Source organism: Sediminibacterium sp., from assembly GCF_051861365.1.
In the GTDB taxonomy this organism is placed as follows: Bacteria; Bacteroidota; Bacteroidia; order Chitinophagales; family Chitinophagaceae; genus Sediminibacterium.
Map to the genome: position 1 here is coordinate 22,156 of NZ_JBHYCW010000019.1, position 13,921 is coordinate 36,076.

The 13,921-nt window shown below is 38.1% G+C and carries 16 protein-coding genes; 4 read left to right on the forward strand and 12 right to left on the reverse strand.

What is annotated here, in order from left to right:
• Window position 1: 1 nt before the first annotated feature.
• Both ACTIEV_RS10005 and ACTIEV_RS10010 read right to left on the reverse strand, forming a co-directional pair.
• Window positions 2–3,532 (reverse strand): gliding motility-associated C-terminal domain-containing protein, encoded by a 3,531-nt coding sequence (locus tag ACTIEV_RS10005; protein WP_322197370.1) that lies wholly within the window; start codon window positions 3,530–3,532, stop codon window positions 2–4.
• 209 nt (window positions 3,533–3,741) lie between these two features.
• A complete protein-coding gene (locus ACTIEV_RS10010; protein WP_322197369.1) occupies window positions 3,742–4,371 on the reverse strand; it encodes a WbqC family protein in 630 nt (209 codons plus the stop codon).
• Window positions 4,372–4,773: 402 nt separating this feature from the next.
• Between ACTIEV_RS10010 and ACTIEV_RS10015 the strand changes: the two genes are divergently transcribed.
• On the forward strand, window positions 4,774–5,691 hold the full coding sequence (locus ACTIEV_RS10015) for an IS1595 family transposase (RefSeq protein WP_322197368.1): 918 nt from the start codon (window positions 4,774–4,776) through the stop codon (window positions 5,689–5,691).
• On the opposite strand, the gene ACTIEV_RS10020 is transcribed toward ACTIEV_RS10015, so the two are convergent.
• Window positions 5,674–6,663, reverse strand: coding sequence for a hypothetical protein (locus ACTIEV_RS10020; RefSeq protein ID WP_322197367.1), 990 nt, complete (start codon window positions 6,661–6,663; stop codon window positions 5,674–5,676). The two genes, ACTIEV_RS10015 and ACTIEV_RS10020, sit on opposite strands and share 18 nt — an antisense overlap.
• A gap of 181 nt (window positions 6,664–6,844) precedes the next feature.
• Here ACTIEV_RS10020 and ACTIEV_RS10025 point away from each other — a divergent pair, with 181 nt between their 5' ends.
• Window positions 6,845–7,126, forward strand: coding sequence for a hypothetical protein (locus tag ACTIEV_RS10025; RefSeq protein ID WP_322197366.1), 282 nt, complete (start codon window positions 6,845–6,847; stop codon window positions 7,124–7,126).
• A 15-nt stretch (window positions 7,127–7,141) separates the two neighbouring features.
• Here the strand turns inward: ACTIEV_RS10025 and ACTIEV_RS10030 are convergent, their stop codons facing one another.
• The 3 genes from ACTIEV_RS10030 to ACTIEV_RS10040 all read right to left on the reverse strand — a co-directional run bounded on the left by ACTIEV_RS10030 (window position 7,142) and on the right by ACTIEV_RS10040 (window position 8,222).
• Window positions 7,142–7,426 carry a hypothetical protein gene (locus ACTIEV_RS10030; protein WP_322197365.1) on the reverse strand — a complete coding sequence of 95 codons (285 nt, stop codon included), beginning with the start codon at window positions 7,424–7,426 and terminating at the stop codon, window positions 7,142–7,144.
• On the reverse strand, window positions 7,419–7,820 hold the full coding sequence (locus tag ACTIEV_RS10035; protein ID WP_322197364.1) for a hypothetical protein: 402 nt from the start codon (window positions 7,818–7,820) through the stop codon (window positions 7,419–7,421). Before ACTIEV_RS10035 ends, ACTIEV_RS10030 begins: the two co-directional genes overlap by 8 nt.
• A 183-nt stretch (window positions 7,821–8,003) precedes the next feature.
• Window positions 8,004–8,222 (reverse strand): hypothetical protein, encoded by a 219-nt coding sequence (locus tag ACTIEV_RS10040; RefSeq protein WP_322197363.1) that lies wholly within the window; start codon window positions 8,220–8,222, stop codon window positions 8,004–8,006.
• Between the two features lie 572 nt (window positions 8,223–8,794).
• Here ACTIEV_RS10040 and ACTIEV_RS10045 point away from each other — a divergent pair.
• Window positions 8,795–9,157, forward strand: a complete 363-nt coding sequence (locus ACTIEV_RS10045; protein WP_322197362.1) for an LEA type 2 family protein — start codon at window positions 8,795–8,797, stop codon at window positions 9,155–9,157.
• A 164-nt stretch (window positions 9,158–9,321) separates the two neighbouring features.
• Here the strand turns inward: ACTIEV_RS10045 and ACTIEV_RS10050 are convergent, their stop codons facing one another.
• Window positions 9,322–9,726, reverse strand: a complete 405-nt coding sequence (locus ACTIEV_RS10050) for a hypothetical protein (protein ID WP_322197361.1) — start codon at window positions 9,724–9,726, stop codon at window positions 9,322–9,324.
• A gap of 136 nt (window positions 9,727–9,862) precedes the next feature.
• On the reverse strand, window positions 9,863–10,495 hold the full coding sequence (pyrE, locus tag ACTIEV_RS10055; RefSeq protein ID WP_322197360.1) for an orotate phosphoribosyltransferase: 633 nt from the start codon (window positions 10,493–10,495) through the stop codon (window positions 9,863–9,865).
• Between the two features lie 97 nt (window positions 10,496–10,592).
• Here pyrE and ACTIEV_RS10060 point away from each other — a divergent pair, with 97 nt between their 5' ends.
• Window positions 10,593–11,012 carry an NUDIX hydrolase gene (locus tag ACTIEV_RS10060; protein ID WP_322197359.1) on the forward strand — a complete coding sequence of 140 codons (420 nt, stop codon included), beginning with the start codon at window positions 10,593–10,595 and terminating at the stop codon, window positions 11,010–11,012.
• 89 nt (window positions 11,013–11,101) lie between these two features.
• Here ACTIEV_RS10060 and ACTIEV_RS10065 read toward each other — a convergent pair whose 3' ends face one another.
• The 4 genes from ACTIEV_RS10065 to rpmI form a co-directional block, all read right to left on the reverse strand.
• Window positions 11,102–11,602, reverse strand: coding sequence for a hypothetical protein (locus tag ACTIEV_RS10065; protein ID WP_439516422.1), 501 nt, complete (start codon window positions 11,600–11,602; stop codon window positions 11,102–11,104).
• Window positions 11,603–11,671: 69 nt separating this feature from the next.
• Window positions 11,672–13,102 carry an arginine decarboxylase gene (locus ACTIEV_RS10070; protein ID WP_250685434.1) on the reverse strand — a complete coding sequence of 477 codons (1,431 nt, stop codon included), beginning with the start codon at window positions 13,100–13,102 and terminating at the stop codon, window positions 11,672–11,674.
• 140 nt (window positions 13,103–13,242) lie between these two features.
• The gene (gene rplT / locus ACTIEV_RS10075) at window positions 13,243–13,587 is read right to left on the reverse strand and encodes a 50S ribosomal protein L20 (RefSeq protein ID WP_133475825.1); all 345 of its coding nucleotides are present in this window, start codon (window positions 13,585–13,587) and stop codon (window positions 13,243–13,245) included.
• Window positions 13,588–13,665: 78 nt separating this feature from the next.
• Window positions 13,666–13,866: a 50S ribosomal protein L35 gene (rpmI, locus tag ACTIEV_RS10080; protein WP_178889314.1), complete on the reverse strand. Its 201-nt coding sequence runs from the start codon at window positions 13,864–13,866 to the stop codon at window positions 13,666–13,668.
• Window positions 13,867–13,921: the final 55 nt, after the last annotated feature.

The following is a 13,921-nucleotide window of genomic DNA, read 5'->3' on the forward strand; positions in this document are numbered from 1 at the left end:
GCTATCGGATAATCGTTATGGAACCGGTATACATCGGTTTACCATTTTTAGGATTAATGATATAATAGTACGTACCAATGGGTAATACCTGACCGTTTGACCTACCGTCCCAAGCTCTGTTATATCCAAAAGAACGAAAAACAATTTGTCCATACCTGTTAAATACATCAACGGTTGCACCGGGATAGCTTTCAAGATACTTAATATCCCAGGTATCATTGATGCCATCGCCATTGGGTGAAAATGCATTGGGTATTTCCGGCGATTTTAACACTTTGATAAAAATCGTATCACTCACCGAACACCCCCCCTCACCTGTTACCGTAAATGTATATCGGATATCATCTACCGGTTTGGAGACAGGAGAATATACGGTATCGCTGCTCAAAAAGGATGGCGGGGTCCACAAATAACTGAGATCATTTCCATACACGAAAGCAGGATTCAATTTGATTTGTCCACCTTCCAATACCGTTACTCGCTGTGTTCCCATGTTTAATACCGGAAGCGGATAAATGGTTAAAGTAACCGTTGCTGTATCACTACCACAACCGGCAGCACTATATACATGTAAGGTGGTGTTGAATGAACCGGAGTCTTTATAAGCACGTACCGGATTCTGAATAGATGAAGTATTGCCTTTCCCCAAATTCCACACCCATCTGGTGGGTAATACCGCCGATCTCATGGCACTTTGATCGATGAATGATACCGGTTCATCAAAACATACATCCGCAGCCGATACGGTGAATGCAGCTAATGGATTGGGATGTACTGTAATGGTTTTTGTTACTTCACTCACACAAGTATTACCACCTGAATAAGACAGCATACGGATATTGAAGTTTTGTCCGGCAGTATTCGACACCGCATACTTATAATTATAGGCTTTATTCATAGCCGGTGTTTCATCGGTTTGAAATACGGCAGGACTATTCACCCGATCCCAATAAATTTCAGATTTGGTAACCGCACCGAAATCAACTGTAGACTTATTTAAAATCACCACCGGGGTTTTAGCGCAGAGTACAGTATTCATTTGTACTTCAAAATCGGCTTTGGGTATGGACCCGTTAACAGTAAAGTTCTGAGAGATGGTGTTGACACATCCATCTTTGGAAGTTACCCTAAGAGACACGGCATAATTATCAGACTTATTGTATTTCACCTGTGGATTCTTCAGCGTACTGCTGGTAATATTCGGTGCAGGACTTACTGCAGGTGTTCCTGCATTAAAATTCCATAGATAAGTAAACTGGGATTCGGAGCCATCGGAAATTTTACTGGTATCCGTGAACTGTGCACTGGCATCATTCAAACAGACTTCCGGCAAAATAAATCCGGGTTGAGGTAATGGATGTACAAAGGGAAGTGTGGCCGGAATAAACAGATCACTTTTACAACCGGATGCTGTTTCTACTTGCAAACTCACATTCTTACCACCCGTGGTAGTATACTTTGTGGTTTGTTGTGCATTGGTGCTGGCAACAATATTTCCTTTTCCATCACCTAAGTCCCATGTCCATTTAGTAATGGTACCAACTTGACTGGTGGACGCATCCGTAAACGTAATATCAGTATCTGTACAACGTATAGTAGAGAAATTAAAATTAGCAATAGGTTTGGTAGTGATGGTTAACACTTTAGTAGTTTCTTCCGATATACATCCAATGTCTGAAATGGTACGAAGTTTTACATTGTAACTTCCAGGTTGGGCATACACCACTCCATGTGTTTCTGTGGTAAGATCGAGATTGCTACCATTCCCCAAATCCCAGAGCCATCGCACTCCGGATGTCTTTGGGGTCGTGAAACTCACCACATCAGAAACACATCCAGTAGATATAAAGTTAAAATCAGCTACGGGTTTACTATTTACTTTAATGGGGATCGAAAATACCTGATCTGTACTACCACAACCATCAGGTGTAGCAGATGTGGTATATAGCTTAATTGTATCTCTTAATGCATTGGTATTTGATGAAGCGAATTGAAATGTCTTCCCCGTGCTAAAATAATACAAGCGCTGCCCGCTTACTAAGGGCGTACTATCAGCAATCGGAGCATTTATGGTACCAATGGCAGCATTGGGTGTAATATTAGGAGCGGCTGTAAAATCCCATCTAAGGCTGGTCGGTTGAAACCCAAGTGGTACAGAAAATTGAAAGGGAGTATTTATACAGGTAACAGCGGAGTCAACACGTGTATATGGATTACTGAATGTAGCTTGTCGACTAAAGTCTCTCAAATTTGTACCTGCATTGTATCCATAACTTTCTGCAGCTCCAAATCCGTATGCGATGGCATTAAACCCTGTATCTGAATAAAGATTGTGAGACCCTGCTGAAACATTTAAAGTAGCATAATAATAATTCGATTCAGAGGGATGAACCTTAAAAGAATCCGTAATTAAATTGCCGTCTAGTTTGAAACTTTTCTCCCCACCCTTTTTTACTACAACGTTAATATAGCTTTGAATAATATTAAATCGATTAGCAGAATACAGTGTTATATCATTGATTGTTTGTTCAACAGGGCTTAATAGAATCATTTCAGGATCACCACCTGGCGAGGTGTTAGGGTTTCCTTCTGTTCCTTGGGTGGTACAGTATTGAGCTACTAAAATAGGCTTATCAGATTCAATGAGATTTGGCAAGGCAGCTCCAGTTCCTGATATGTTACTATTCTTAAACTGGTAGTAAAAATTGTTTACTAATTGAGTAGTAGGAATAGTATTCCCGTTCAATTTGACGATGGTAGATGGATCAGAAACACAAATCCTATAAAAATTATTTGGCTGAGGACTGGTGGGAACAGTTAAATATTTTTTCCCCCATGCGACAATTGGAAATGCTTGAGCAAATAAATTATCTGCACTGCCACTATTACCACTTCCGATACTAATTTTGCCTGCACCTGAAAAAACTGCTATTTTTTTGCATGATCCGGAACTATTAGAACTAATCGATTTGATTTTCGATCCTGTCAAGTCTGATCCTGTTATACCATTAGTAGTTCCTAGTACACTATAGATCTGACCTCTATTCAATTTAACCGTAAATGGCTTGTTTACTTCTTTATTATTTCTATTAGGTGCACTTGGTGTTATTTCAACTAAAGTATTATCCTCTGTAGCAATTACGAAGAAAAATGAATTAGAAAAAAGATCATTAGAAAACTGAGAATAACTAAGTGCATAATATTCTTGCCCTAATGTATTTGTTGGAAATAATAATGAAGCTCCTGAAACGCTCTGGTTATAAATATGGGCATAAGCTACAATATCTTCAGTACTAGTAATATGTATACCATGATTATATGTCCCTGTATCTGCAATTCTTGTGTCTTGATTTCCAGATTTGGGTATTGGATTTGAAACTGTTACTTGACCCTTTGTAACTGTATAACTTTGAGTATAGTTAATGGATGGGATTTCAACTTTTACAGTTGCATCTTTATTTGATGTAAAATAGAGTATCATGTCTTGTGTCCCACCATTAGATTGAGGCAGCCCTGTGGTTAATGAAACCATTCTTACATGATATCCATATCCTAGCCAAAAATCCTTGCCTTTATTAGAAAAATCTTGAGCATACGTGTAAAAGACACTACAGAGAAGCAGTGTCAGTAAAAGCAATTTTCTGATATTCAGCGGAGAATTCAACACAAACACAACATTGACAACAATAGGTTACAAAGGTTTAAAATTAAGGGTTCAACCCTATTCCAACCCAAGATTATTTAAATGGATAAAACGTTGCCTTTCAGGAGTGAATGCGCCGATGGACCCATACAAAACAATAAGTCCAAAATGCTGAGATTGGGTTGAAACCCGATTCTGTCCTCAAATACCTGCCGATATCGGATAGAAGCATCATCCGATTGAAAGTTTTTGGGCATCCATCGGTTCCGCGCATCAAAGCTGTTTTCCGGAATTTGGGTTTGATAGGATGAGGTTTCAGAAAAGCCGGCTGGCACTTTTAATACTCTCCATAACCACTGTTGGATATCCCGATTGAGGTCGAGCAGGTACACTGGTCTGGAACTAAAGATCCTTTCCAACCCATCCCGGTAGAATTCATAAAAAGGTGACCGGTTATAACATGACTCAATTGTTCGCCAATGCTGTTGTTGCCAAGGCAGGGAATAACTGATACGAACATCTTGAATGGGCTGCTTCTGGTCACGCCCTTTTTCCAGCGGAACCGATAAAGTCACCAATCCATTACTACCCGCCAACACCATTCTATTGCGAAAACTCATTTTTTGGAAGCTTTCATATACTTCAAATTCAATATTTGAAAAATGAAACAAAGTATTAATGTAATTAATACTTCCAAAATATTGATATTCAATTAATAAATTAGACATATTGTATTAAAACTAACAAAAATGATAAACCCCCGTAATCAACGTCAAATAATCATTATAAAACATGATTTACTAATTCAAATAAACATCATAATTTAATGATTATTAATTATTTATGATTAAAATTATTGACTAAATAAAATAGCAAACAAGAATCTTGTAAAATTTCATTGAAAAACTAAATTATTTGGGATTTCGTTTTATAAAAAAAGCGGCTACGATATACAAAATGCCACAAGCCAAGTCTCACGGTTTTAGCGATTAAAGGTAAAACGGCAGTTCCCTACTCCTATTCACAATTCATCAACATTTGAGGTTTTTACTAAGGGTTTTAGGGTTACTAAACTGATTGGTTAGATATAAACTTTTCCCCTCTTTGGGATAATACATATTAAACATTTTATGCAACAGTTTAAAAACTTACGGGAAATGATGGCTGCCTATTCTGACGAACAAGTTTGTCGGGAATACATGGAGCAGATGCGTTGGGGTGGGAACCCGACCTGCCCGTTCTGTGGCATGAATAAACCGTATAAGCTGAAAGACGGGAAAAGATACCGTTGCAGGGAAAGCCAATGCAAAAGGAATTTTACGGTAACGGTAGGTACTGTATTTGAAGATAGCAAGGTGAAGTTATCCGTTTGGATGGCTGCTCTATACCTATGTACTACCCATAAAAAGGGAGTATCGAGCCACCAGTTAGCCCGGAATCTGGGAATAACCCAAAAGACTGCATGGTTTGTACTTCATAGGGTTAGGCTGCTTATGGGCGATCCTGAACCCGATGTAGCTATGGATAACGTAGTGGAAGTAGATGAAACCTATGTAGGCGGTAAATGGGATAAAATGACCCGTGCAAGACGCAAGAAGCACCAAGAAAGCGGTAAGGATAACAAAGTGGCTGTCATGGGGCTATTAGAAAGGGATGGCAAGGCTAAACTAACCTTAATAGGTGAAAACACCTTTAAGGACGTAGTAAGGCAACACGTAGCCCCTTCTGCGGTAGTTATTACTGATGCTCATAGCGGATATATTGGACTTAACCAGGAATACCAAGCCCATGAAGCAGTAAACCACTTAGCCCAAGAATTTAGACGGGGAATAGCTTATACAAATAGCGTAGAGGGATTCTTCTCTGTGTTTAAGCGTACCATATTCGGCACTTACCACCAAGTTAGTCCCAAGCACTTGCACCGCTATTGCGCTGAAACCTCCTACCGTTTTAACAGCCGCAAAATGACCGATGCTGAAAGGTTTGAAATGGCTATTTCTAATACAAAAGGAAGATTGAGATATAGTGAATTAATCAAGAAGCTTTAAATCTCTGGGATCAGTTACTTCAAAAAAGCCATTGTGAATATTCATTAATTCAAATCTTTTATTTGTTCGTAATCGCATGGAAAACATGTAAACCATTTTTCTATTACTACTAATATCAACATAAAATAATTCACCATGAAAATATACTTTCAACCAACCGGAATTGATAGCATTTATCATAAGAGAATCCAACACAATCGGGGATGCAACTGGTGTACCAATTCCGTTTTGCTGAGTGCAAAGAAGATTGATGTATTTCTTTTCAGTTGGTGTATAACTAAAATCATTATAAAAAGATGCGGTATCAAATCTTATAGCCGTTCTTATGCTCCTAAAGTATGCTGGAGATTTCCCATAATTTTTTATCCCAATTTGTACGCTAATAGATTTCCCAATTTCAAAAGAATTGAGGATCATTTCATCAAAATATACTACTGCTCTATTATCTATTTCAAAAATACTTGCAGTCAACTTCAATCCCGTTTTATTAAGATTAAAGGCGCTATCAGCCAAAGAAGCAGACTTTATAGATGCTTCAACAGATTTTTGAGTAAGATTAAGTGTTTTAATGAAATTGCTATCAGAAGAAGTCATACTTTCTTTAGTAAGCTTAAAAGTACTATCCATATAATCAACTGTTCGTTGTGCTGCAATAGCCGAAATGCGAGCCGCTTTTGCAGAGCTATCTGCAAGTTTTATATTTTTTTCCGAAATATCGTTTTGTCTCGTCGCTTGTCGAAACAAAAACAATGTAATAGTCGCCATAGCTATATTCACAACTATTCCTATTCTATCACTCCAAGTGCCATATTTGATATAAGAATTATGGCTTTCATTTTCTTTTTTATTCTGGGGATTGTTGCTTTGACCCAAGCGACTGAAATGCTTATTGATAAGCGCACTAAATTTCCAGTATTCAAGTCGATTTTTTGGATTCTTATGGGTTTGGCGGCTATCTCTGCGGCTTGTCATTATTTATTTTAGTAATTACTGAAAAAACAAATTATGCTTATTTTTGATAAATGTCAAGCACATCCCCAAACAAAAACAAAAAAGATAAAATCAAATTAAACATGACTTTTGATGAAGCCATGAAAAAGGCACTTTCTACCCCGGTAAAAAAGGCTTCCCCTAATAAAAAGCCAAAAAAGAAATGACCAAGAAAATAATTAGACTGCTAATTGGACTTTTGGTAATTGCTATAATCGTTTACGCTGTTGCTACTCGTAAGGGTTATAATTATGACCCAAATGATGGTAGTGAAACAGAAGCCGTATCCGACTTGATACAAGAAAATAAACGTATTGAAGATGATTATGAAAAATCTTTAGAAGGTAAATATGAAATGGGAGAAAAAGATACAACTGTTACCGATGAAGGAGATATTGTTATTTTTTATGTCACTACTGATACAATAAAAATGGCTAAGAAATAATCTTAGCCTTTAATATTATTGAACGTATGCTCCTTCTCTCCAGTTTCGGTTAGTGTCCAACCATGCTAATAACGCCCCCATAAAACCGAATCTTGCAGCCAAACCAGTAGCTTGTTCATAACATACTTGTCCGGGTGTTAGCTGTCGAATTAAAATGCTTCTTTTATGAATAGCCTGAGGACCATTTAAAACAAAAGTGATGGTTTGACCTACTATATAATGCCCAGCAAATTTGCCAGTTTGTACAAGATGATGTTCAATAAAAGATAAATCCACTGATGGGTAAAACGGATCAGGCATGCTCTAACTCTTCTTCGATTTCTAAATTTTCATTAGTATAGTTATCGCCAGTCTGCAAAAGCCTATCCAATAGGGCATCAGTTTCGGAAACACAAAATCCCAAAACTGGATTACCGTTTGAATCAACCAATTTCCAGCCGAGAGATTGTAGTTCTTTTTCAATCCCTTCTCCGAACTTTTCAGCAACTCCGCAAAATGATTGAATAGCCTCTTTTATAGCTATTTCCGCATCATCATCATTTTTTGCAACTGTTTCTATTCCTAATAAAGGTAATTTGACAATAGTATTACCATCAAATTCAGACTGCTTGCTCCAAATAGGCATTTGCACCGAAATGGAAGCTAATTTGCCGTCATTTCGTGTAATAACAATATTTGCTTCGATGTTTTGCATAGTGTAATGGTACTACAAAATTAGTAATTAGTACAAATATTTGTACTAACGGTACGATACATTTTTTAATGTATCGTACGTATAATACCTATCCAATAAACGTTCCGAAATAACAAAAATTGTAAGATAGAGCTGTTCGTTCATGCGAACATACTTGATGTTGTTTCAACAAAACATTAATTATCAACGTGTTAACCACTTCATTACTCCTTCCTTGCCCCCTGTTAAGAAAGGCATAATAATGCGGAAAATGACTACTACTATAAATAGCATCCAAGCATCAGACAGGGCGGCTGACTGTTCGTCAGGGGTCATATTCTCATATTCTTCACGGGATTGTTCCCTTAGTTTTCGCTTTCCATAGGCTGTATTGGGGTTGTATGGTTTACGCTGTTTAGCCATAAACTAAAATATTTTATTTCCTATTTGACCCACTTTTTTCATCAAAACTATTTACCGTCAAAGAGTAAATATGAAAAGGAGAAACATTTTAAAGTATTTAATAGAAATACTCAAAGTGGTGCTTTATTTAATCAAATGTATTAAAGAATTTCTTTAATCATTTTAACACCCGAAATAGGCTATTTCGGGTGTTTTTCTATTAGCTATACGAACCCAATCGTATCGTTATAAAAAATCGTAAAGCGTTGAAGAAAGAATAATACGTAGAATAACTAACTGATAATAAGTTATGAAGGCTTGTGGTAAGTAGTATATCGTTACCAAAAAAGCCACCTTCACTCCTTTCGAAGCACTTTAATGACTTTCTTTGATAAAGATAACCCGGTAATATTTTCTTCCATTCACATTCTCCCCACAGTCCGAATTTATCAGATTGATAAATGGCAATACCCCCAATCCTACAAACCGCTAATTTGCAGCAAATTGAAATTGTGAAGCATCTCCTATTCATTTCCCTAATAAGCACCCTATTATTCGCCTGCCAAAAACCACAGTCATTTGACTACCGAAACGTGAAAAACGTGAAATTGGAGAAATTGGGTTTTGAGAAGTCTACCCTCAGCATGGATTTGGTATACTACAACCCAAATGCATTTGGCGTTGACCTAAGAAAGGTTGATGCAGACATTTATATCGATAACCATTATCTAGGTAAATACCAATTGGATACTTTAATGCATATCCAACGTAAGGCTGAATTTGTACTCCCATCCCGTATTCAGGTAGATATGCGCGGTATTTTCAAAAATGCCCTAACAGTTCTTTTTAATCGCGAAGTACTGCTGCATGTAAAAGGCACCACAAGAGTGGGTAAAGCAGGGTTCTTCAAAACCATTCCTTTTGATTATGAAGCCAGACACAAATTGGAATTGTAAGGCTCAAGAAAAAAGAAGATAAGGCACAAGGAAGGTTCAAGATTCAAGAAGACAAGACACAGAAAAGGTTCAAGTGCCAAGACGCAAGTTTACTGAACTATCCTTGTGGCTTGTAGCTTGCGGCTTGGAGCTTTCTTGTGTCTTGTCTTCTTGAATCTTAACTCTTAATTAAATGGTTTGACATGGCAAGGCTTTCTTGGCTGTGGTCCGCCGCCGTCTGCGGCTCTTTTGCAAGATGGTGGGAGCTTTTTGTAGGCGTCTTCGGAGGCTTTGGTATCATCTGCATCAAACCCTGCATTGTTCAAAGTTACTTTGAGCGCATCGGGATTGGTATAATTCGGCAGGTATTGTATTCTGATCTCTCCTTGTAATAAATTGATTTTCCACTGTACTAATCCACCCTCAAGAATTCCTTTTTCTTCCAACAGGTATTTATCCAAGACCTCTTTACATTCCCAACACTTAAGATTATTGGATTTGATGCTAACCCACTCAGGTTTGGCTTGCTGGGCATTCACCATCTTTCCGATGACTAGACAAAATATCATTGACAATAATATCTTTTTCATAATCCAAGGATTTAAAAAACTTATTCAGTGCTTTTCAGTGCCTTCTCCGAAGGAGTCCTTTGGACAGTGGCAATTCTTTTAATAGACACTTAAGTAATAGAAAATGTTGCCACTGAGACCACAGAATGACACTGAATTAGATGCCCTTCCAGTTGGCAGGGTCCTTTCTCCATTCAAGCAATAATTGTTCCGTTTTCAAAGAAACTTGTCCTTTTTCAACTGCCAAACTAATCAGGCTGCTATAATTGGTCAATGATTTATAAACAACCCCTGCTTTTGCAAAAGCCTCATCGGCATGGGGGAATCCATAGGTAAAAATGGACACCATCCCCACTATTTCTACTCCTGCTGCACGTAATACATCTACAACCTGTAAACTGCTTTTACCCGTAGAAATCAGATCTTCTATTACCAATACTTTTTGTCCGGCAGAATAAAACCCTTCAATCTGATTCCCCATTCCATGTTCCTTGGGTTTCGGACGAACATATACATAAGGTAACTTCAACTGATCGGCTGCCATGGCACCCCAGGCAATACCTGCCGTGGCCACGCCCGCTAACATTTCCGCTTCGGGAAATCCTTCAAAAATGACATTGCACAATTCGCTTTTGATAAAATCGCGAACATACGGGAAGGATAATACTTTACGATTGTCACAATAAATCGGACTTTTCCAGCCGCTTGCCCATGTAAAGGGGCTTTCCGGACTCAATTTTACGGCGCCTACCTGAAGTAGTTTTTCTGCTACAGCTTTTTCGTTGGTCATGCTGCGAATGTAGGAGCATTTCTGCAATTTGATCCGTCTAGGTGGATCGAAAAATTTGAAAATTTGAAAATTTGAAAATAATGATCAGATTTGACCTATGGGACTAAAAACAATACAAGCTGCTGGTGGATTGGTATTGAATGAAAAGCAGGAAATACTCATGATCTTTCGAAGGGGCAAATGGGATTTACCAAAAGGGAAGTTAGATGAAGGGGAAAAAATAGAGGAATGTGCTGTTAGAGAAGTAATGGAAGAAACCGGTTTGACAAAAATAGACCTAGGTCCATTACTCAGCATTACCCACCATACTTATTTTGATACCTGGCTAAAAGAAGAAGTGATCAAAGAAACACATTGGTATGTAATGCAAGCAAGCTCAAAAGAATTATTAATCCCCCAAACCACAGAAGACATCGAAATCATAGAATGGGTCTCTTCTGCTAATATGGTAGATAAACTGAGCAATAGTTATGATACGATTATGGAAGTGGTGAGGAAGTTGGCAGTTGATAGTTGACAATTGATAGTTGACAGATGACAGTTGACAGAGTTTTAGGAAAAATCCCTTCCTTTTCTTTCTGTCAACTGTCAACTATCAACTAAATACTACTTCTCACAAGGCTCCTTCCTTCTCGTATCAATCAAAAAATGAATTTTCCATCCACTCTTTTCACGCAGTAGATGGAAAGAGTTCACGCCACAGTGACTAAAATTCCCATTGAAATAAAATTTGTAGGGAGTCCAAACCACAGCAAGGGGGCCATCAATTTTAATGGTTTCAAATTCGATGCGTTCATCTGCTGCATTTTTCTGAAGTCCTGCTATACTTCTACCAAAATTAGATACCAGATCCGTTTTGGCGCTGATATTTCCTTCTTTATCGCGAACAATGGTTTGTAAAATATTCTTTTCAGAGAAACAGTTGACTACTCCGGCAGAATCAGCATTGCGCATAGAAGTAAACAATTGATTGATGACTGCTTTTACGGAATCTACCGCTGACTGCGCTTGTACATGTGTTGTAGCTGCTATCAAAACGATTGCTAAGAAGTATTTTTTCATAGACTTTACTTTCAATAAAAATAGCTGTAAATATGGTTTGTTCATATCCGTTTATAAAAAAAGTCAGACCTGACAGTAGTGTCGGATCTGACTTTTCATAATTGGATGAGATCATTATCTTAAATAACCCAATATTTTCAACATGCTTTGTGCTGTTTGTTCTTTAGCATAGACCCAATCTTCCAACTTCCCATTTTTGTCATACTCAACAATCACATGTTTAGGAGAAGGTATCAAACAATGTTTGATACCTCCATACCCACTGATCTGATCTTGGTAGGCACCGGTGTGGAAGAATCCTACATACAGCGGTTCTTTATTTCCTTCCGCATCTTTTGGATCCGTATTGGTGAGCTTGGGAAGAAACACTTCATTGATATGCTCTTCAGAATCGTAATAATCGTGACTGTCACATGTAATACCCCCTAAGACGACTCGTTGGTATTCATTATCCCATTTATTGATGGGCAGCATCAAAAATTTCTCTCCAATACCCCAGGTATCCGGCAAAGTGGTGATGAATGAAGAATCAATCATATACCAGCACTCACGATCGTTCTGTACTTTTTGTCCGATGACACTGTAGATATGTGCCATGCTCTCTCCCACTGTATAACTGCCGAACTCAGTATAGATATTCGGCATAGGCACTTTGGCTTTCTTACATGCTTTTTTAATATTGCTCACAATTTCATTGATCATGAACTGGTAATCATATTCAAATCCGAGTGAGTGTTTGATGGGAAATCCACCACCAATATTGATGGAATCCAATTCCGGACAAATCTTCTTCAGCTGGCAGTACAGGTTGATGATCTTGTTCAACTCAGACCAATAGTAGATATCATCTTTGATCCCTTTGTTCAGGAAGATGTGCAACATTTTCAACTGGAACTTATCTTCATATCCTTCGATCTCATCCACATAAAATTCCAGGATATCTTTTGCACGGATGCCTAAACGTGAAGTATAAAAAGGGAAATTGGGTTCTTCTTCTGCAGCAACCCGAATACCTAAGCGGAAGGGCTGTTTTACACTGCGTTTATATGCTTGTAATTCTTCCTTGTTATCCAGAATAGGAATCACATTCTTAAAACCGGTATTGATCAGTTTAGCGATGCGTGAAGTGTAAGACTTCTGTTTATAGCCGTTACAGATGATATAGGTTTCTTTATTGATCTTTCTGCGTTGGTATAAACGATTGATGATCTCAATATCATATGCATAAGATGTTTCGAGGTGAATATTGTGTTTCAACGCTTCTTCTACCACGAAAGAAAAATGTGAACTCTTGGTACAATAGCAATAAAAATATTCGCCTTCATACTTATGCTTTTTAAAAGCATCGGCAAACATCTTTTTAGCTTTGTTGATCTGCATTCCAATCTTTGGCAGATAGGTAAGCTTCAACGGAGTTCCATACTTCTCGATGATTTTTTTGAGATCCAGTTCATTGAACTGCAAATAGCCATCGTCATTAACATCGAATCCTTCTTGTGGAAAATGGAAGGTCTGGTTCACCAGCGAGGTGTAGGTATTGTTCATTAGCCGGGTTAGTGGTTGTTTAGTGTGAACAAGAATGGTACCTTATAGAAACAACAAAAATAGTTGTTTGTATAGTTCAACAAATAAAAAAACCGGAAAGTAAGGTTACTTCCCGGTTATATTTTGATCAGGGTTGCTGATTACTTTACAGAATTTACCAGTGCCTTGAAACTTGCCGGCTCATTCATAGCCAGGTCTGCCAGCACTTTACGATTCAGATCGATACCTTTTACTGCCAATTTATTGATAAACTGGCTATAGGTCAATCCTTCTTCTCTTACTGCTGCGTTGATACGGGCGATCCAAAGCTGACGGTATTCGCGCTTCTTCAACTTACGACCTACATAGCTGTATGTCATACCTTTTTCAACAATATTTTTGGCTACGGTGTATACATTTTTACGTTTACCGTAGAATCCTTTGGCCTGCTTGAGGATACGCTTTCTGCGGGCTCTTGATGCTACTGCATTTACTGAACGTGGCATAATATCTTTTTTTTGTCCCGCTTAAAGCGGGATTGTTTTTAAATGGTTTGATGTCCCTTCCCGGGATGATGGCTTGGATTAACCTTTCAAACGCAATAAGCGCAGAACGAAATCTTTGTTGGGAGCTCCAACAACACCTTTCTTGTTCAATGCTCTTTTACGCTTCTTTGATTTTTTGGTTAAAATGTGCCTTTTGAAAGCTTTCTGGAAGGTGATCTCTCCACTGCCAGTAACCTTAAAGCGCTTCTTCGCGCTGGAATTTGTTTTTACCTTTGGCATAAATAATAATCTACTTAAGATTACACCCTGCTGGCGGTCTCGAACAGACGAGACA